Raw genomic sequence first — 17815 nt, forward strand, 5'->3', positions numbered from 1 at the left:
GCGCCTTTACACCCTGCATTCAGACCATATCGGCGACGATCCTGCCGATCTCGGAAAAGATCGGGTTCAACACCTCGAGCGGCGCTTTCGCTTCACCGGTATAAGCGGCAATGAGGATGGGTCCACGCACTTCCGGCAAAGCGAAGCCGATATCCGAGACGGCGCCGGTCATGCTTGTCCCGGTCTTGTCGCCGATCCGCCAGTCCTTCGGTACACCCGCCCGCAGCCGCGCATCGCCGGTCTTGTTCGCGATCATCCAGCCGACAAGCTGCTGGCGCGAAGTTCCCGACAGCACCGAACCGAAGGCCAGCTTACCGAGCGTTTCCAGCATCGCTGCAGGCGTCGTCGTATCGCGCGGGTCGCCGAACTCGGCTTCGTTAAGCTCGGGTTCCATGCGGTCGAGACGCGTCGTCTCGTCTCCGATCGACCGCAGCCACGATGTCAGCCCGGCCGGACCGCCGTAGCTTTCCAGCAGCAGGTTGGCGGCGGCGTTGTCGCTGATGGTGATCGCCGCCTCGCAGAGCTCGGCAACGGTCATGCCATTGCCGCCGACACGCTTCTCGGTGACCGGCGAATGGGGCAGCAACATATCCCTGCCGAAAGTAAGACGCCGGTCGAGCGCCTCCTCGCCCCGATCGACGCGCGCCAGCGCATAGGCCGCCGCAAGCGCCTTGAAGGTCGAGCACATGGCGAAGCGTTCGGTCTGCCTATGACCGAAGGAAATATTGGTCTCGGTGTCGAGCACGGAAACGCCAAGGCGTCCCCCGGTGAGCTTTTCGAGCTCTTCGAGCTGCTTCGTAACGTCATCCTCCGCTTGGGAGAAAGCCAGCGCAGGAGCCGGCAAAATGAACGCCGGATAGAGTGTGGCGGTTGCAAACAACACGCTGCGACGACTGATAGGCAAAGGCATTGTCTCTTTCCTCCGTTCGGGCGGTGCATCCGCTTCCGACTACTAAATTATTGATATCGAATATTAATCCGAATTGACTACGTCTCGCTACGAGCCGAATATGGCGGTCTTGTGCCCAATCAGTGCGGCGACCGGTGTGCTACGAGAGATTGCACGGGGAGAAATGGCCCAGCCTTGATGGGTACGAGTGGCACCCATATAGTGCTCCACAGCTGTAGACATGGATTGCATATGTATTCGATCGGCGAACTCTCCCGGCGGACGGGCGTCAAAATCCCGACGATCCGGTACTACGAGCAGATGGGGCTGCTTGCCGCGCCGGAGCGGTCGGAAGGCAACCAGAGGCGCTACGAAAGGCGCGAACTCAAGCGGCTCGCCTTCATTCGCCATGCGCGCGACCTCGGCCTGTCGATCGACGCGATCCGCGATCTTCTGGAGTTGAGCGAACAGCCGGAGCGCCCATGCGGCGAAGCGGACCGCATCGCGAGCGAGCATCTCGCCGGCGTTCGGGAGAAGATCGCTCGTCTGAGGAAGTTGGAGCACGAATTGGAGCGGATCGTCGCCTGCCATGGCAATCATATGATCGGCGATTGTTACGTCTTCCGTGCGCTCGCCGACCACTCCTTGTGCGAGGGCGAACATTGAGCGCCGGAACGAATCTGTTTGACAAAAACCGGGAAATGGAGAATCTACCGGCATGATCAAGAACGCACCCATTTGCCGCGCGTATTTTTGGCTGTTCCGATAGGAGCGGCCTGCTGATCATGTTCAACAAGGCCGCCATCAGGCGGCTTTTGTTTTTCACGGCACCTGATGGCGGCAGAGCCACAAGGAGCCGAGAATGCTGCAGACCGCCATCCCCAACCTTCGCCCCGTGCCCTCGCCCAGGGCGCCCATGGTGACGATCCGTTGCGCGAAGCCGCGAGATCTTGCCGAACTGCGCGAGATGATCGTCGAGCTTTCCACCCACCACGGCGACGCCGCCCCGATTACAAACGAACAGCTCGAGCGCGACCTCTTCGGCCGCACGCCCTGGATCACAGCCCTCGTCGCCGAAGCCGGCGGTCAGTTGATCGGCTACGCCATCCTGGTTCCGCAATACCGGGCGGCCGAGGGCGCGCGCGGCATGGAACTGCATCACCTTTTCGTGCGCGCCGGCCACCGCGGCACCGGCATCGGCCGGCACCTTGTCGCCAGGGCGCGGGAGCAGGCGAAGATGGCCGGATGTGACTACCTCACGGTCAGCGCCGCCACTGGCAATCTTAAGGCCCATCGTTTCTATGAATCGGAGCGCTTCGTGCCTCGCCCGGTGACCGGAATGCGCTATATGCAAAAACTCGGCTGACATGGAGGACGGTATGCGGCTTGCGATCGTGCTGACGGAAGGCTTTGCCGATTGGGAATGCGCGCTGTTGATGGCGACGGCGCGCGCCGAACTCGGCGTCGAACTCCTGGTCGCCTCACCCGGAGGCACGGTGGTCACCTCCATGGGCGGTCTGCACATTACGCCGCATCTGCCGGCAAAGACGCTCGCGCCGGCGGAGTTCGACGGCCTCGTGCTTTGCGGCGGCACGATCTGGGAAACAGACGCAGCACCCGATCTGTCGCATACCATCCGTGCGTTCCACATGCAGAACCGTGTCGTCGCGGCGATCTGCGGCGCCACTCGGGCGCTTGCGGCTAGCGGGATCCTGGATCGGACCGATCATACCGGAAATTCGGCCGAAAGCCTTGCGGCGGTGCCCGGCTATCATGGCCAGAGCCATTACCGTAACCAGCCACAAGCGGTTCGCAGCGGTCGGTTGGTGACCGCCGGCGGCACTGCGCCGGTCAGCTTTGCGGCCGAAATCTTTCGCGCCCTCGGCCTCGGATCCGAGGCGCTCGATGCCTATCTCGAGATGTATGCCGAGGAGCATCGACTCCGCTGAGTGCTGCCTCCATCAGAGAATTTTTTGTCGTCGCAACAGTGTTAGAGCGGCAGTGCGAACGCATGCGAGCGCATGCCGCGCTATTGCGGCGGGAGGGCCTTGAGATAGGCGGCGATCGCCTCGCGATCGGAGGCGGGAAGCTTCGCCATGTTCTTCTGCACTTCGACCATCGAGCCGCCGACCGTGTCGAAATCGGGCGTGAATCCGGTTTCCAGGTAGGAGGCGATGTCGGACTCGCTCCAACTGCCTATGCTCTTCGAGGCGGGCGTGATGTTGGGAATGCGGCCCTCGCCTTCCGGGTTCGGTGCGCCGGCGAGCCACGCGCCCGGCTCGAAGCCGCCAAGTGCGTTGCGCGGCGTGTGGCACTCGCCGCAATGGCCGGGACCTTCCACGAGATATTGCCCGCGGGCTAGTTTGGGATCAGCTCCATCGAGCTTAACCCAGGGCTCATCTCTTAGGTACAGGAGCTTCCAGCCGCCGAGTAAGGTGCGGCTGTCGTAGGGGAAGGCCAGATCGTGCGGCTGGGCGACATTGTCGCTCTTCGGCAAGGTTTGCAGGAAGCCCCAGAGATCGTTGATGTCCCGGGCGGTCATGCGTCCATAGGAGCCGTAGGGAAAGGATGGATAGAGGTGCTCACCGTTTCTGCCGACGCCGCGCGTCATTGCGTTGCCGAACTCCGCCAGCGTCCACCCGCCAATGCCCGCCGTTTCGTCCGGTGAGATGTTCGGAGGATAGAAGGTGCCGAAGGGGCTTTTCAGCATGCGCCCGCCAGACAGCACCAGCCTCCGATCGTCCTCGGCCCCAGGAGCGGCATGGCAACTGGTGCAGCCACCGGCCCAGAAGAGCACCTTGCCATTGACGATATCCGGTTGACCCAGTCCCTGCCAATGCGTCTCATCCCAGGGCCGCGGCTTCGTCAGCCACCATAGGGCGCCAGCGCCGACGAGAACCAGCAGGAGCAGACCGGTCAGAAACCTACTTGCGCGCCGCCTCATGATCTCCTCGGGGCAATCGGAAGTTGGCGCCGGATGCGGGCGGAAATCCGCCCGCGCATTCCATGCGTGCTAGAATGCAGAATGGAATGCGCCGGCCGAACAGACGCATTCAAGTAGAAGGCACCGGTCTTCAATCGTTCTCCAGGCGATAGCTCTCATGACAGCTGCCACAGTCCTTGCCGAGAACGCCAAGCGCTGCGCGGACGCCGGCCTGGTCTGCCGGCAGTTCGGCGAGGAACTTGTCGGCATCGCTGCCGAGCTTGGCGGCCTTTGCCTTGAAGTCCTCCATGTTTTCCCAGATCTTCGGGCTGGCTTCGGTCTCCATGCCGGTTTCTGAACCTGCGGGGAAATGATCCGGGAAGGTTTTGACTGTTTCACTGATCGTGGTCAGAGATGCCTTTACGATTTCCGCATCATACGGCTTTTCGCCCTTGGCTATCCCGCTGAGTGCGCCGGCGGCCTGCCCAACCTTCTTCATCAGCTGCTGGCGAACCGCCTGAGGCTCGTTCGCAGCGGTGACGGCGGTCACACCCAAACCCGCGAGGACGGCCGCGAGCGCAAAAGCTCTTATCTTCATCATTATCTCCGGTCATGAATCCGCTTGTGCGGCTTCCGTGTTAAAGGCGCCGGCATGATGGCATTTTAGCCTTTTGACGGAAGTAACATTTTCTTGAAGTGCTTGTCATTTCAGCACAATTCAGCGGCAATACCTCCCATGCCGCGTACAGAAGAAATAACATGAACAATAGTGTCATGTTATTCCTCGCTGCGACTCACATGGCGCCGCTCCAACCCTGCCAGACAGTCAGGGCGGCGATCAGCACAAGGACAAACCCCGCGGCCTTGCCGATCGCGACCGTGACGCTGGGGCTGCCGACAAGCAGATCGCGCCCGCGCCCCGCGGCAAGCGCCAGTCCGCCATAGACGGCCAGCTGCGTCGCCGCGATCAGCACCATCATCACGGCTGCCTGGGACCAGACGGGGCCGAATTGCGGTTTCAGAAATTGCGGATAGACCGCCAGCATAAAGAGGTAGGCCTTGGGGTTCATCAGGCTGGTCAGTGCCCCCTGCCTGAAACTCGCCCAGCGCGACCGCTCTATTCCACCTTCGACGCGGCCGATGGTGATGGAGCTGCGTATCAGCGAGAAGCCGATCCAGGCGATATAGGCGGCTCCGGCAGCGAGCAGGACATTGAAGAGTTCCGGGATCAGATGCAGGACGGCGCTGACACCGAGCGCGGCATAGACCGTATGCAGCACGCCTCCCGCCATGATGCCTGCGGTCGCTGCCAGTCCGGAGGCGCGTCCGCCGGTAATCGCATTGGCCAGAACGAAGACCATATCCATGCCCGGAACGATAATGATGCCGAAGAGAAGGGTGAAGAACAGCCAAAGATTTTCCGTGTAAGTCATGTCAGTATCTCGCTAAAGGTTGCAATGGGCGATGGAGCGGATTGCAGTTCTTTCAATCCGTTGGCCCGTGCTATAACGCTCTCCAACTGACAGGGTCCTGTCAGGAGCATTCGCGACGATGGGGAATCCGATGCGTAAGGCCTCGCGGCTGTTCGAGATCATCCAGATCCTTCGGCTTGCCCGGAAGCCGACGACGGCGGCAGAGATGGCCGAGCGGCTGGAGGTCACGCCGCGATCGATCTATCGCGACGTCGCGGCGTTGCAGGCGATGCGGGTGCCGATCGAGGGCGGGCGCGGCATCGGCTATATTCTGAGACCGGGCTTCGACCTGCCGCCGCTGATGTTTTCCATCGAGGAGACGGAGGCAATCGTGCTCGCACTCGCGCTCATCGCGCGCACTGGCGACCACGAGCTGAGGGCGGCGGCGCAGCGGGTGAACGAGAAGATCACCGGGGCGGTGCCGGCGCCTCTGCGACAGGCTTTCCAGTCACAAGCGCTGCATGCCTGGGGCAGCAGCTTTCCAGCGCCGGAGGGAATTGATCTCTCCCTGGTTCGCCGCGCGATCCGAGACGAACAGAAGCTCGCACTCGACTATCGCGATGAACTCGGCCGGGCAACGGAGCGCACAGTGCGGCCGCTGGCACTGATCTATTACTCGGAACATGCGGTCATGGTGGCCTGGTGCGAACTGCGCCAGGCCATCCGCAATTTCCGCGCCGATCGGGTGGAGCATTGCGAATCGGTCAGCGCGTATTTTCTCGGCGAAGGCGAAAGGCTGCGGCAATTGTGGATGGATGGGTGGAAAGCGCCGGTGAGGGCGGGCGTTTGAGTGCGGGGTTTATCGGAGACGATGGTCTGGAAAGGCCCGGCGCAAGCGCCGGGCCGAATTTCCATTGCGACCATTGAAGCCGCTTACTTCGTCGCCGCCTCATACATTTCGAGGACGTAATCCCAGTTGATCAGGTTGTCGACGAAGGCCTCGAGGTATTTCGGGCGGGCGTTGCGGTAGTCGATGTAGTAGGAGTGCTCCCAGACATCGACGCCGAGGATCGGCGAGGCGCCATGGACCAGCGGGTTTTCGCCGTTCGGAGTCTTCGAAATCTCGAGCTTGCCGTTCTTGACCGAGAGCCAGGCCCAGCCGGAGCCGAACTGGGCGGTGCCGGCTGCAATGAAATCGGCGCGGAACTTGTCGTAGCCGCCGAGATCGGACTTGATTGCCGCGTCGAGCTTGCCCGGCAGGCTGGTGCCGCCGCCGCCCTTCTTCATCCACTTCCAGAAGTGGATATGGTTGTAGTGCTGGCCGGCATTGTTGAAGAGCGGCTGGTTGGTGCCATAGGACTTCTTGACGATTTCTTCCACGGAAAGGTCGGAAAGACCGGCCTCCTCGGCAAGCTTGTTGCCGTTCGTCACATAGGCGAGGTGATGCTTGTCGTGATGATATTCGAGCGTTTCGCGCGACATGAAAGGCGCGAGCGCATCATAGTCATAGGGAAGGTTCGGCAATTCGAAAGCCATTGTGGCATCTCCTCTTGGCATGGGATTTCGTCACGGAAATCTGTGAGCGGAACATAGGCACCGGCTCGGCAGGAGGCAACCGAGGCGGTGCCAAATTTTCCCTAAGCCACGAAAAATACTTCCTTTGCGGACGCAGACAATCGGTCATTGGAGAACTCGATGCGCAACTTTCACGCTGCAGCATCGTTTACATAACCGCGTCGCCTCCGCCGCACAGGAGCTGCAGGAGACTAGCATGGAGTTTCACCAGGGACGTCTCATCGACCATGTGCACCTACGCGTGCAGGATCTCGCCGTCAGCAAGCGCTTCTACCTCGCAGTCCTCGGCGCGCTCGGCCACCAGCCGACCTATGAGACCGATGCATTTTTCGCCTTCGACGAATTATTCGTCGACAAGGCGGACGACTATCAGAGCCGCGTCCATCTCGCTTTCCAGGCGGTCGACCGCGATGCCGTGCGACGATTCCACCATGCCGGCCTCGCGAACGGCGGGACGGATAATGGCGGCCCCGGCGAGCGTTCCTACCACCCGGGCTACTACGCCGCCTTTGTGCTCGACCCGGACGGCAACAATATCGAAGCGGTCCATCACGGGCCTACGACGCGCTCCTCCGCCGACGTGCTCGTCAAGCCGATCGAGGAATGAGCAAAAGTTATGCTTGCCCCTCTCTCGGGTTTAACCCGAGGGACTAGCCCTCTCCCCGCAGCGGCAGCGCGGCTGCTGCGGAGAGCGGGCAGGCCGAATGAAGGGCCGCGCCATTCCGGCCGATTTTAAACGTTACACGTCCCCGCTCGAATGCGCCCAGTCCATGTAGAGGTCGCGCGACTTGGCCGTGATCGGCCCTGCCTGCAGATCGCGGTCTTCGAGCCGGGTCACCGGCACGACCTTCGAATAGTTGCCGGTTGTGAAGATCTCGTCGGCCCCCGCGAAATCGGCCATCGTCAGCGTCGTTTCGACCACCTCGAAGCCGGCTTCGCGCAGAAGACCCATGACGCGAGAGCGGGTGATTCCGGCAAGGAAGGTCCGGTTCGCGGCCGGCGTGAAGACGACGCCGTCCCTGACCATGAAGACGTTGGACGAGCCGGTCTCGGCGATATTGCCGAGCATATCGCGCACCAGCGCATTGTCGAAGCCGCGTGAGCGCGCCTCCTGGAGGATACGGGCATTGTTGGGATAGAGACAGCCGGCCTTGGCGTCGGTCGGCATGCACTCGAGCGTCGGGCGGCGGAAGGGCGACAAGGTCACCGCCGAGCCCGCATGCGCATTGCCCATTGGTGCTTCGAAAAGGCAGAGGGCGAAACGGGTCGACTCCGGATCGACTGCCACCACGCTCCAGGAGCCGTGCTCGCCCCAATACATAGGTTTCACATAGATCGCCGTCTTGCCGTCGAATTTTTTCACGCCCTCCCAGGTCAGCGCCTCGATTTCTTCGGCCGCCATGGTCGGCATCAGCCCGAGCGCTTCGGCGGAACGGTTGACGCGCTGGCAATGCAGGTCGAGGTCCGGCGCGATTCCGTCGAACCAACGCGCGCCGTCGAACACAGTCGAGCCGAGCCACATCGCATGGGAGGTCGGGCCGATCAGCGGCGGATTGCCGGAAAGCCATTCGCCATCAACATAGGTCCAGGTGGTGGATCGCGGGGATGTATCGACGGCCATCGGCTTCTCCTCTCATCTCTTTCGTTCGTTCCGCTTTATCCGGAAAAAGCAGCATAGGGGTGAATGGGTATATCAAAAATAGTCATGGGCTTCCTTTAGGAGCCCTGTGATAAGCCACGCCAATCTGGCCGGACTTCCATGGGAGATGACCGATGAGAGCGATGTATTACGACGCCTTCGAAAAGACGCCGGAGGTGAGGACGCTGCCCGACCCGACGCCGACGGAGAACGGCGTCGTCATCAAGGTGGAAGCAACCGGACTCTGCCGCAGCGACTGGCACGGCTGGATGGGGCATGACCCCGACATCCGCCTGCCGCATGTCCCGGGCCACGAACTGGCTGGAACGATCGCCTCCACCGGCCGCGGGGTGATGCGCTACAAGGTCGGCGACCGGGTGACCGTGCCCTTCGTTTCCGGCTGCGGCCGTTGCGGCGAATGCCGCTCCGGCAACCAACAGGTCTGCGAAGCGCAGTTCCAGCCGGGCTTCACGCATTGGGGCTCGTTCGCCGAATATGTGGCAATCGACTTTGCCGACCAGAACCTCGTGCACCTGCCGGAGAGCATGGATTTTGCGACCGCCGCCAGCCTCGGCTGCCGCTTCGCCACCTCCTTTCGGGCCGTCGCAGACCAGGCCCGCGTTCAGGGGGGCGAATGGGTGGCGGTGCACGGCTGCGGCGGCGTCGGTCTCTCTGCAATCATGATCGCCGCCGCGCTCGGCGCCAACCCGATCGCCGTCGACATTTCCCCCGAAAAGCTCGCCTTCGCCCAGAAACTCGGCGCCGTCGCCGCCATCGATGCGCGCGAGACGGATGATGTTGCCGGCGCCGTCAGGGAGATCACGGCAGGCGGCGCGCATGTCTCGATCGATGCGCTCGGCTCGCCCGTCACCTGCTTCAACTCGATCAAAAATCTCCGCCGGCGCGGCCGTCACGTGCAGGTCGGCTTGATGCTCGCGGAGCACGCCACGCCGCAGATCCCGATGGCGCAGGTGATCGGCCACGAGCTCGAAATCTACGGCAGCCACGGCATGCAGGCCTGGCGCTACGACGCGATGCTCGCGATGATCGTGGCCGGCAAGCTCGACCCAAGGCAACTGATCGGCCGCGAGATTTCGCTGGAAGAGGCTGTACCGGCGCTGGTGACGATGGACCGCGCGACGGACCTCGGCATCAGCGTGATCACGCGGTTTTGAGCTGGAAAATGACCCCTCATCCACCTGCCGGCACCTTCTCCCCGCGAGCGGGGCGAAGGGCAAGCGGCGCGCTCCAGTCCCCTCCCCGTGTGCGGAGAGAGCTGGTCCTCGGGTTAAACCCGAGGAGAGGGGCAATCCCTTGGCAAAGCCGAGGGATTCCGATCGCATCGTTGCGCTGCTATCCTCGCGACAGGCAAGACGAATCAGTGAGGCCCGTCATGGCGCTTGCGGCTCAGGCCACGGAAGGAGAACTATACCGGCCCGTTCTCGCCGGCAATCCGGCGCATCCGAGCGGCTGGCCGGTGCGCGTGATCGTCGGTTCGCAGACCGAGGCCAGGCATAATCGAGCGTTCTGGACGCCGACGCATCTGATATCGATCCGGGCGCCCGCAACCCGGCTCTTGTCGATGATCGAACTGCCGCCGGAGCGGCATCTGGAACTCTTTTTCGGCGATGCCACCGATCCGGATGCACCGGACGCCGCACGCGCCGAGGCAATCAGCGCGACCTTCGCCTTCGTCGACGGGCTGCCCGAGGACGCGCATCTTCTGATCCATTGCTTGAGGGGCATCGGCCGCTCGACGGCACTGGCGCTTGGCATTCTCGCACGCTACATGGCGCCGGAGGCGGCGGCCGCGGCCCTTCACGCGCTTCGCCCCGAGGCCAAGCCTAACCGCCATGTGGTCGGCCTCTGCGATGCGGAACTCGGGCTCAAGGGCAAGCTGGCCAAGCAGGCGTTGCGTTTCCCGGCAAAGGTCTGGAAGGGCTGACGATCGCTGGCAAGTGCGTTGCCATTGTGCAGCGCACAAAAATTTGACATGATCTCCCAAAAACAAAATGGAGAAGCGACGCGTTGTAGTCGCGGACCCCTCGTCCAGGATGTGCCTCCGGGCTGGCTGGATGCGGGTTGAGACGGGAGAAATCGATGTCCTATGCGGCCTATGTCTTTGACGCTTACGGCACACTTTTTGACGTGCATGCCGCCGTGCGCCGCCATGCCGAGGCTATGGGGCCGGACGGCCAGGCCTTTTCGGAGCTCTGGCGTGCCAAGCAGCTCGAATATTCCTGGGTGCGCTCTCTGATGGGCGCCTATGTCGATTTTTGGCAACTGACCGAGCAGTCTCTGGACTACGCCTTTGAGCGCTTTCCCTCCGCCGATCCCAAGCTCAAGAGGCAATTGCTCGACGCCTATTGGGAGCTCGACTGCTATCCCGAGGTGCCGGCCGTGCTTCGCGGATTGAAGGAGCGTGGCGCCAGCATCGCAATCCTCTCGAACGGCTCGCCGGCAATGCTCGCCTCCGCGGTGAAGAACGCCGCGCTCGACATTGTCATCGACGACGTGTTCTCGGTCGACGCGGTCAAGGCCTTCAAGACGGCACCCGCCGTCTACGATCTGGTGACGACGCACTACCGGCTCTACCCGCGGTCGGTATCTTTCCAGTCGTCAAATCGCTGGGACGTCGCCGGCGCGACCAAATTTGGCTTCCGCACCGTCTGGATCAACCGTTACGATATGCCCGACGAATACAGGGACTACGGGCCATCGCTCATTCTCCCCTCGCTCGAAAGCCTGCAATTCGGCGTATAAGGAATGATCCGATGACGTGGTCGGCAGCGCAGTATGTGAAGTTCGAGGAGGAAAGAACGCGGCCAGCACGCGACCTCCTGGCGCAGGTGCAGGTGCTTCCGCCGGGCAATGCCTTCGATCTCGGCTGCGGACCGGGAAATTCGACGGAGCTGATCCGCGCCCGTTTTCCCGGCAATCGTCTCACCGGGGTCGACAACGACGACAACATGCTGGCGGCCGCGCACAAACGGCTTCCGGACGTCGCCTTCGAGAAGGCCGATCTCGCCTCCTGGGTGCCGCCGGATCTCACGTCGCTGTTCTTCGCCAATGCGGTCTTCCAATGGGTGCCGAAGCATATCGACATTCTCGAACGGCTCATCGCCGCGCTCGCGCCCGGCGGAACGCTTGCCGTGCAGATGCCCGACAATCTCGATGAGCCTTCCCATGTTCTGATGCATGAGACGGCCGAGGAGCCCGCTTTCATGCAAGCCTTTAGCGGCCGGACGATACCGCGACTGCCGCTGCCCGCACCGAAGACCTACCTCGAGAGGCTCTCCGACAAGGCGGCACAGATCGAGGTCTGGCACACCGTCTATTATCATCAGCTCGTCAATGCGAACGCCATCGTCGAGTGGATGAAGGGGACGGGGCTGCGCCCCTATCTCGACGTTCTGCCCGCTGAACGACGAACGGAATATCTTGCAGCCTATGCGGAAAAGATCCGCAAGGCCTACCCGGCAATGGCCAATGGCAACGTGCTGCTGCGCTTCCCCCGCCTCTTCATCGTCGCGAGCAAGGGTGGCTGACGCTTGAACCTTCGCCGAGGGGCGGCAAGTATAGGAAACAGCCATTTCCCCGCCGCCATTTCGAGGAGGCCTCCATGCATGCAGTCACGTCCAATGGCGCCCATATTCCCGCCCTCGGTTTCGGCACCTTCCGCATGTCCAAAGACGAGGTGCTTCGTATCCTCCCGCAAGCGTTGAGAATTGGCTTTCGCCATATCGACACCGCACAGGCCTATGGAAACGAGGCGGAAGTCGGCGAGTCCATCCGCCAGTCCGGCATTCCGCGTGCGGACATCTTCCTGACGACGAAGGTCTGGGTCGACAGGTACCGCCACGACGCTCTCATAGCCTCGGTCGATGAAAGCCTGAGGAAGCTGAAGACGGACCACGTCGATCTCCTGCTCCTGCACTGGCCTGGCGGCAGCGACGTGCCCATGGCCGAGCGCCTCGGTGCACTCAACGAGGTGCGCGCGGCCGGCAAGGTCCGCCATATCGGCATCAGCAATTTCAACGCGGCACAGATGGAGGAGGCGGTACGTTTGAGCGATGCGCCGATTGCGACCAACCAGGTCGAATACCATCCCTATCTCGACCAGACGAAGATCCTGCAAGCCGCTCGCCGCCATGGCATGTCGGTCACCGCCTATTATGCGATGGCCAATGGCCGCGTGCCGTCAGACCCGCTCCTGAACGATATCGCTGCGCGCCATGGCAAGACGGCTGCACAGGTGGCACTGCGCTGGCTGGTGCAACAACCGGATGTAGTCGCGCTTTCGAAAACGGCGCGGGAGGCCAGGCTCAAGGAGAATTTCGCCATCTTCGACTTCGCGCTGACGCGGGAGGAAATGGCGGCGATCCGGGACCTCGCGCGTCCGGACGGCCGCATCGTCAACCCGGCGGGCCTGGCTCCGAAGTGGGATGATTGAAGTGTGAGCGGCGATTGCCACCCATCTGGCCTGCCCGTCCTCCGCAGCAGCTGCGCTACAGCTGCGGAGGGTGGACCGGCCATCTCCCCCACAAGGGGCGAAAACACCATCGGATTGCAGCTCGCTCCGACCGAAGCGCTTCTGCAAACGAAAGACCCCGCAGGCGGCGCAGACGTGCCACGTCTCTTCCCCCTCTTGTGGGGGGTCTGCTGCGAACGCTCAAACGAACTGGCTGAGGCCCGGCACCGAAGCGACGACCTCGTCGACAACTTCCTCGCCCGCCTGCTCCTTTGCATAGGCGATGGTTTCCTTGGCGAGCGCGGTGATCTCGCCCATGCCGAGGCCCTCGCTCATCAGTTGCTGGCCGAGCGCCATCACGCCGCCGCCGCCGATTGCCGACATCAACCCGCCCATGAGACCGCCGCCATTACCGCCTTCGCCGCTATATTGAGCAACCAATTCCGGCGCGCCGGGGATTGACTCGATCATCCTGGCGACCGGTCCGTCCGCCGCCTCACGCTGCAAGAAGCCGAGGATCATCCCCACCGCCTTCTCGGCCGTCGCGGGTTCGATGCCGACATTCTCCACCACGCGCGTGACCAGTTCACTCATGGAAGTCTCCTCACTCTATCTTTTTACGTGAACGTTAAGGTAAATTACCGCCTTCGAAATGACAATAGCACCTAACGACCGACCCGTCGCCGGAAAGGGGATAGGTCGCCGCCGCACCGCTGAGGCTTGTTGCTGCGTTGGAGTGCACCGCCTATAACAGAAATCAGCGACGTTTCGACGACCGATTAGCGCCACGACATTGGCAAGAACCCGCTTTCTCAGACGAGAGCGAAAAACGGAGACCGAACTCCATGCTGCAGGAAGGCAAGCTCTATGTCGGCACGAGCCGCAAGCCGGATGATTCGACCAACAAGGCCGAATATCTCGAACTCAAGTTCGGCAATCGCCATGGCCTGATCACCGGGGCGACCGGCACCGGCAAGACAGTGACGCTGCAGATCCTTGCCGAAGGCTACTCGAATGCCGGTGTTCCGGTCTTCTGCGCCGATGTGAAGGGCGATCTTTCCGGAATAAGCGCGATCGGCGAACCGAAGGATTTCCTCCTCAAGCGGGCCGAGCAGATCGGTCTCGCGCCTTACGATTTCCAGGAATTCCCGGTGATCTTCTGGGACCTCTATGGCGAGAAGGGCCATCGCGTCCGCACGACCGTATCGGAGATGGGGCCACTTCTCCTCTCGCGCCTGATGAACGCCACCGATGCTCAGGAGGGCGTGTTGAACATCGCCTTCAAGATCTCAGATGAGGGCGGACTGCCTCTCCTCGACCTCAAGGACCTGCAGGCGCTGCTCAACTATATGGGCGAGCACTCGAGTGAGCTTTCCAATCAGTTCGGTTTCATCTCCAAGTCTTCGGTCGGCTCGATCCAGCGAGAACTGCTGATTCTCGAACAACAGGGTGCCGATCACTTCTTCGGCGAACCGGCCTTGAAGATCTCGGACATCATGCGCACGACCAATGACGGCCGCGGCGCGATTTCGGTGCTCGCGGCCGACAAGCTGATGATGAATCCGAGGCTCTACGCGACCTTCCTGCTCTGGCTCCTGTCCGAGCTCTTCGAAGAACTGGCCGAGGTCGGCGATCCGGAGAAGCCGCGGCTGGTTTTCTTCTTTGACGAAGCGCATCTGCTCTTCAACGATGCGCCGAAGGTGCTCGTCGAACGGGTCGAGCAAGTGGTGCGCCTGATCCGCTCCAAGGGTGTCGGCGTCTATTTCGTCACGCAGAACCCGCTCGATGTGCCGGAAACCGTGCTCGCTCAGCTCGGCAACCGCGTGCAGCACGCATTGCGCGCCTATACGCCGCGCGAGCAGAAGGCGGTCAAGGCGGCCGCCGATACATTCCGCCCGAACCCGGATTTCAATTGCGCCGAGGTGATCACCGCTCTCGGCACGGGCGAGGCACTGGTCTCCACGCTCGAAGGCAAGGGCTCCCCGTCCATCGTCCAGCGCACCTTGATCCGCCCGCCGGCGTCGCGCCTAGGGCCGGTCACCGAAGCCGAGCGGCAGAACACGATCGATGTCAGCCCCGTGCGCGGCCTCTACGATGAGGACTTCGACCGGGAGTCGGCCTACGAAATCCTCGCCAAAAGGGCGGCCAAGGCGGTCGAAGCGGCAAGGCAAGAGGAGGCGGAAACGGCCGAGGAACAGTCCGGCCGCAGCCGCTGGACGCTTCCGGGGTTCGGCGACGATACGGACGACACGCCTTCGGGTCGTCAACCCCGTCCGCGCTCCTCCGGCTATCAGCGCGAAACGATCATGGAAGCCGCGTTGAAATCGGTCGCCCGCACGGTCGCGACCCAGGTCGGGCGCGCGATCGTGCGTGGCATCCTCGGAAGTCTCAAGCGCTAACCATCAGCAAGGGCCGAGGCGATCGCCTCGGCCTCATCAAAACCTGCTCCGGCAGAATGTTTCCATTTAACCCGAAAAGGCTCTAAGGAGCAGCGAGCAAAACGTTGGCCTGTCGCCAACGGAGCTTCGCAGCTCGGAAAGGGCCGACGATGGACGTCAAGGATTCAAACGGCGCCATCCTGAAGGATGGCGACAATGTCACTCTGATCAAGGACCTGAAGGTCAAGGGGACCTCCACGACGCTGAAGCGCGGCACGCTGGTGAAGGGCATCCGGCTGACGGACGATCCAGACGAGGTCGAATGCCGCGTGGAGAAGATCAAAGGGCTGGTCTTGCGCACCGAGTTTCTCAAAAAAGCGTGATGCGGCCGGTCCTGAAGTAGAAATCTCAAGCCGGCGGCCAGCCGCGGGCTCAGGCGCATCCGACCGGCGATTCCAAAAGGTAGCGCCGGATGCGGGCGGAAAACCGCCCGCACTTTTCCTCATCCCGCCTTAGGCTACCGACAGCTTGACGTCGATGTTGCCCCGCGTCGCGTGGCTGTAGGGGCAAACGATATGCGCCTTCTGGACCAGATCTTCCAGCACGGCCTTTTCGACATCGGGCGAAGAGACTTCAAGCGCCACATCGATGAAGAAGCCCGTGCCGTCGTCGCGCGGGCCGATGCCGACCGTCCCCGTCACCTTCGTGTCTTCGGAAAGCTTTACCTTCTCCTTGCCGGCAACGAATTTCAGCGCACCGAGGAAGCAGGCAGAATAGCCTGCGGCAAAAAGCTGCTCGGGATTGGTGCCGCGCGCGCCATCACCGCCGAGTTCCTTCGGTACGGTGAGAGTGACATCGAGGATGCCGTCGGCACTCTTGGCTTGGCCGGCACGGCCGCCGGCGGCGGATGCGGTGGTGCGATAAAGAATGGGCATGGCAGTCTCCTTCCGGGCGTTTTTCGATGAGAAGTTATATATCGCATTATCTAATTGCGCGCAAATTAATTTTGCAAATTGCGTTTTTGGGCTGAGTTTGCGACAATGTAACGATGAATAAGGAAGCCGTGAAGTCTGAAGCTTTGCCCGACGAGGCGCTCGGCCTTGGCCAGCAGCTCTGCTTTGCCGTTTACTCGGCTGCGCACGCTTTCAATCGCGCCTATAAGCCGCTGCTCGACCGATTTGGACTCACCTACCCGCAATATCTCGTGTTGCTGGCGCTGTGGCAACAGGACGCGATGACCGTGAAGCGGATCGGCGAGGAATTGGGCCTGGATTCAGGTACGCTTTCGCCGCTCCTCAAGCGGCTGGAAGCGGCAGGCTATGTCCGTCGCCTGCGCGACCCGGCCGACGAGCGGCAGGTCATCGTGAGCCTGACGGCAAGCGGACGGAATTTGAAGGCGGAGGCCTTCAAGATCCTGGCGGAGATAGGCAAGGCGAGCGGCTGCAGCCTGGAGGAGATCGGCGAGTTGCGCGACGCGCTGCACCGATTGGCGCACCGGCTCGGCGACAGCCTGCAGGAAGACTAATATCAACGGCAGTAGATGCTCAGCGATCTGACCGGAGCCATTATGTGCGTGGCGAGGCGCGCCGTTCGCCGTGTTGCCGTAAAATCATAAGCGAGGTGCAACGGAGCCGCAGCGCGCAAGTGCTTCGGCCCTGCGGGTGCTACAGGGCGCCTAGACCATGCGCCCTACCATCAGATCGGTCAGAATCTCCTGCCGAAGGTTTAAGCTCTGCGGACGCTCCGGCCCGATCGTCAAACGACGAGGATCGGCGCCTTGCCGCGCACGCGGCCGTAGAGGTCGATGACGTCCTGATTGAGCATGCGCACGCAACCGGAGGAAACGGCCTTGCCGATCGACTGCCATTCCGGCGTGCCGTGCACGCGGTAGAGCGTGTCTTGGCCGTTCTGGAAAATGTAAAGCGCACGCGCACCGAGCGGATTATCGAGCCCTCCAGGCATTCCGCCATTATCGGCCGAGTATTTCGCGAGTATCGGCTGGCGGGCGATCATCGATTCCGGCGGCGTCCATTTCGGCCACATCTGCTTCCATTGGATGACGCCACGTCCCGACCAGGCGAAGCCCTCGCGCCCGAGGCCCACGCCATAGCGAGTCGCGCGGCCGCCTTGCTGGATGTGGTAGAGGTAGCGGTCGGCGGTGTCGACGACGATGGTGCCCGGGGCCTCGCCGAAGGGGTCGCTGACCTCCTGGCGATAGAGACGAGGATCGATCTGCCGATAGGGCACGGCAGGAATGAGAATGCCGCCATCCTCCTTCGCCGCATAAATCTCGCCGTAATAAGCATCCTGCGGCGGCAGTCCGGTGGGCATCGGGCCCTCAAGCAGATCGCCGGCCGGTTCGACCCAGCGACCCTCAAGCGCCGGATTGCGGAAAACTGGCATCGTTTCCTGACGAAAACGGTCGGTGTTCATCGAAGAGGTGCAGCCCGCAAGGCCTGCGGAGGCGATTGCGAGCCCGGAGGCGCGGAGGAAATGTCGGCGGGAAAACATGGGCAGCGAAGGCATTT

The 17815-nt window shown here is 62.2% G+C and carries 22 protein-coding genes; 13 read left to right on the plus strand and 9 right to left on the minus strand.

Annotated elements, in window-relative coordinates:
* Positions 1-19: 19 nt before the first annotated feature.
* Complete coding sequence (gene bla / locus J2Z31_RS08245; protein WP_209601422.1) at positions 20-910, minus strand: class A beta-lactamase; 891 nt, start codon at positions 908-910, stop codon at positions 20-22.
* Between the two features lie 231 nt (positions 911-1141).
* Between bla and J2Z31_RS08250 the strand changes: the two genes are divergently transcribed.
* From J2Z31_RS08250 to J2Z31_RS08260, 3 genes are all read left to right on the plus strand, one after another.
* Positions 1142-1555, plus strand: a complete 414-nt coding sequence (locus J2Z31_RS08250) for a MerR family transcriptional regulator (RefSeq protein ID WP_209601423.1) — start codon at positions 1142-1144, stop codon at positions 1553-1555.
* 196 nt (positions 1556-1751) lie between these two features.
* Positions 1752-2255 carry a GNAT family N-acetyltransferase gene (locus tag J2Z31_RS08255; RefSeq protein ID WP_209601424.1) on the plus strand — a complete coding sequence of 168 codons (504 nt, stop codon included), beginning with the start codon at positions 1752-1754 and terminating at the stop codon, positions 2253-2255.
* A 13-nt stretch (positions 2256-2268) separates the two neighbouring features.
* Complete coding sequence (locus J2Z31_RS08260) at positions 2269-2838, plus strand: DJ-1/PfpI family protein (protein WP_209601425.1); 570 nt, start codon at positions 2269-2271, stop codon at positions 2836-2838.
* 80 nt (positions 2839-2918) lie between these two features.
* Here the strand turns inward: J2Z31_RS08260 and J2Z31_RS08265 are convergent, their stop codons facing one another.
* The 3 genes from J2Z31_RS08265 to J2Z31_RS08275 form a co-directional block, all read right to left on the minus strand.
* Positions 2919-3833, minus strand: a complete 915-nt coding sequence (locus J2Z31_RS08265; protein WP_209601426.1) for a c-type cytochrome — start codon at positions 3831-3833, stop codon at positions 2919-2921.
* 130 nt (positions 3834-3963) lie between these two features.
* The gene (locus J2Z31_RS08270) at positions 3964-4410 is read right to left on the minus strand and encodes a c-type cytochrome (protein ID WP_209601427.1); all 447 of its coding nucleotides are present in this window, start codon (positions 4408-4410) and stop codon (positions 3964-3966) included.
* 196 nt (positions 4411-4606) lie between these two features.
* Positions 4607-5245 carry a LysE family translocator gene (locus tag J2Z31_RS08275; protein WP_209601428.1) on the minus strand — a complete coding sequence of 213 codons (639 nt, stop codon included), beginning with the start codon at positions 5243-5245 and terminating at the stop codon, positions 4607-4609.
* Positions 5246-5375: 130 nt separating this feature from the next.
* Between J2Z31_RS08275 and J2Z31_RS08280 the strand changes: the two genes are divergently transcribed.
* Positions 5376-6074, plus strand: a complete 699-nt coding sequence (locus tag J2Z31_RS08280) for a helix-turn-helix transcriptional regulator (protein ID WP_209601429.1) — start codon at positions 5376-5378, stop codon at positions 6072-6074.
* Positions 6075-6157: 83 nt separating this feature from the next.
* Here J2Z31_RS08280 and J2Z31_RS08285 read toward each other — a convergent pair whose 3' ends face one another.
* Positions 6158-6760 carry a superoxide dismutase gene (locus tag J2Z31_RS08285; protein WP_209601430.1) on the minus strand — a complete coding sequence of 201 codons (603 nt, stop codon included), beginning with the start codon at positions 6758-6760 and terminating at the stop codon, positions 6158-6160.
* A 235-nt stretch (positions 6761-6995) separates the two neighbouring features.
* Between J2Z31_RS08285 and J2Z31_RS08290 the strand changes: the two genes are divergently transcribed.
* Entirely contained in the window at positions 6996-7406 is a 411-nt protein-coding gene (locus tag J2Z31_RS08290) for a VOC family protein (protein ID WP_209601431.1), read from the plus strand.
* Between the two features lie 132 nt (positions 7407-7538).
* Here the strand turns inward: J2Z31_RS08290 and J2Z31_RS08295 are convergent, their stop codons facing one another.
* Positions 7539-8420: a branched-chain amino acid aminotransferase gene (locus J2Z31_RS08295; protein WP_209601432.1), complete on the minus strand. Its 882-nt coding sequence runs from the start codon at positions 8418-8420 to the stop codon at positions 7539-7541.
* 152 nt (positions 8421-8572) lie between these two features.
* On the opposite strand from J2Z31_RS08295, the gene J2Z31_RS08300 reads away from it, so the two are divergent.
* From J2Z31_RS08300 to J2Z31_RS08320, 5 genes are all read left to right on the plus strand, one after another.
* Entirely contained in the window at positions 8573-9613 is a 1041-nt protein-coding gene (locus tag J2Z31_RS08300; RefSeq protein WP_209601433.1) for a zinc-dependent alcohol dehydrogenase family protein, read from the plus strand.
* 218 nt (positions 9614-9831) lie between these two features.
* Entirely contained in the window at positions 9832-10383 is a 552-nt protein-coding gene (locus tag J2Z31_RS08305; protein WP_209601434.1) for a phosphatase, read from the plus strand.
* 155 nt (positions 10384-10538) lie between these two features.
* A complete protein-coding gene (locus J2Z31_RS08310) occupies positions 10539-11201 on the plus strand; it encodes a haloacid dehalogenase type II (RefSeq protein ID WP_209601435.1) in 663 nt (220 codons plus the stop codon).
* 11 nt (positions 11202-11212) lie between these two features.
* Entirely contained in the window at positions 11213-11986 is a 774-nt protein-coding gene (gene tam, locus J2Z31_RS08315; protein ID WP_209601436.1) for a trans-aconitate 2-methyltransferase, read from the plus strand.
* A gap of 74 nt (positions 11987-12060) precedes the next feature.
* Complete coding sequence (locus tag J2Z31_RS08320; RefSeq protein WP_209601437.1) at positions 12061-12891, plus strand: aldo/keto reductase; 831 nt, start codon at positions 12061-12063, stop codon at positions 12889-12891.
* 219 nt (positions 12892-13110) lie between these two features.
* On the opposite strand, the gene J2Z31_RS08325 is transcribed toward J2Z31_RS08320, so the two are convergent.
* Positions 13111-13503, minus strand: coding sequence for a DUF2780 domain-containing protein (locus tag J2Z31_RS08325; protein WP_209601438.1), 393 nt, complete (start codon positions 13501-13503; stop codon positions 13111-13113).
* 251 nt (positions 13504-13754) lie between these two features.
* Here J2Z31_RS08325 and J2Z31_RS08330 point away from each other — a divergent pair, with 251 nt between their 5' ends.
* Both J2Z31_RS08330 and J2Z31_RS08335 read left to right on the plus strand, forming a co-directional pair.
* Positions 13755-15308: a helicase HerA-like C-terminal domain-containing protein gene (locus J2Z31_RS08330; RefSeq protein WP_209601439.1), complete on the plus strand. Its 1554-nt coding sequence runs from the start codon at positions 13755-13757 to the stop codon at positions 15306-15308.
* 149 nt (positions 15309-15457) lie between these two features.
* Positions 15458-15670, plus strand: a complete 213-nt coding sequence (locus J2Z31_RS08335; protein WP_209601440.1) for an alkylphosphonate utilization protein — start codon at positions 15458-15460, stop codon at positions 15668-15670.
* 129 nt (positions 15671-15799) lie between these two features.
* Here the strand turns inward: J2Z31_RS08335 and J2Z31_RS08340 are convergent, their stop codons facing one another.
* Positions 15800-16222, minus strand: a complete 423-nt coding sequence (locus J2Z31_RS08340) for an organic hydroperoxide resistance protein (protein WP_209601441.1) — start codon at positions 16220-16222, stop codon at positions 15800-15802.
* 113 nt (positions 16223-16335) lie between these two features.
* Between J2Z31_RS08340 and J2Z31_RS08345 the strand changes: the two genes are divergently transcribed.
* Positions 16336-16812 (plus strand): MarR family winged helix-turn-helix transcriptional regulator, encoded by a 477-nt coding sequence (locus tag J2Z31_RS08345; RefSeq protein WP_209601442.1) that lies wholly within the window; start codon positions 16336-16338, stop codon positions 16810-16812.
* A gap of 230 nt (positions 16813-17042) precedes the next feature.
* Here J2Z31_RS08345 and J2Z31_RS08350 read toward each other — a convergent pair whose 3' ends face one another.
* On the minus strand, positions 17043-17813 hold the full coding sequence (locus J2Z31_RS08350; protein WP_209601443.1) for a L,D-transpeptidase family protein: 771 nt from the start codon (positions 17811-17813) through the stop codon (positions 17043-17045).
* Positions 17814-17815: the final 2 nt, after the last annotated feature.

This window comes from Sinorhizobium kostiense (assembly GCF_017874595.1).
GTDB classification, from domain to species: Bacteria; Pseudomonadota; Alphaproteobacteria; order Rhizobiales; family Rhizobiaceae; genus Sinorhizobium; species Sinorhizobium kostiense.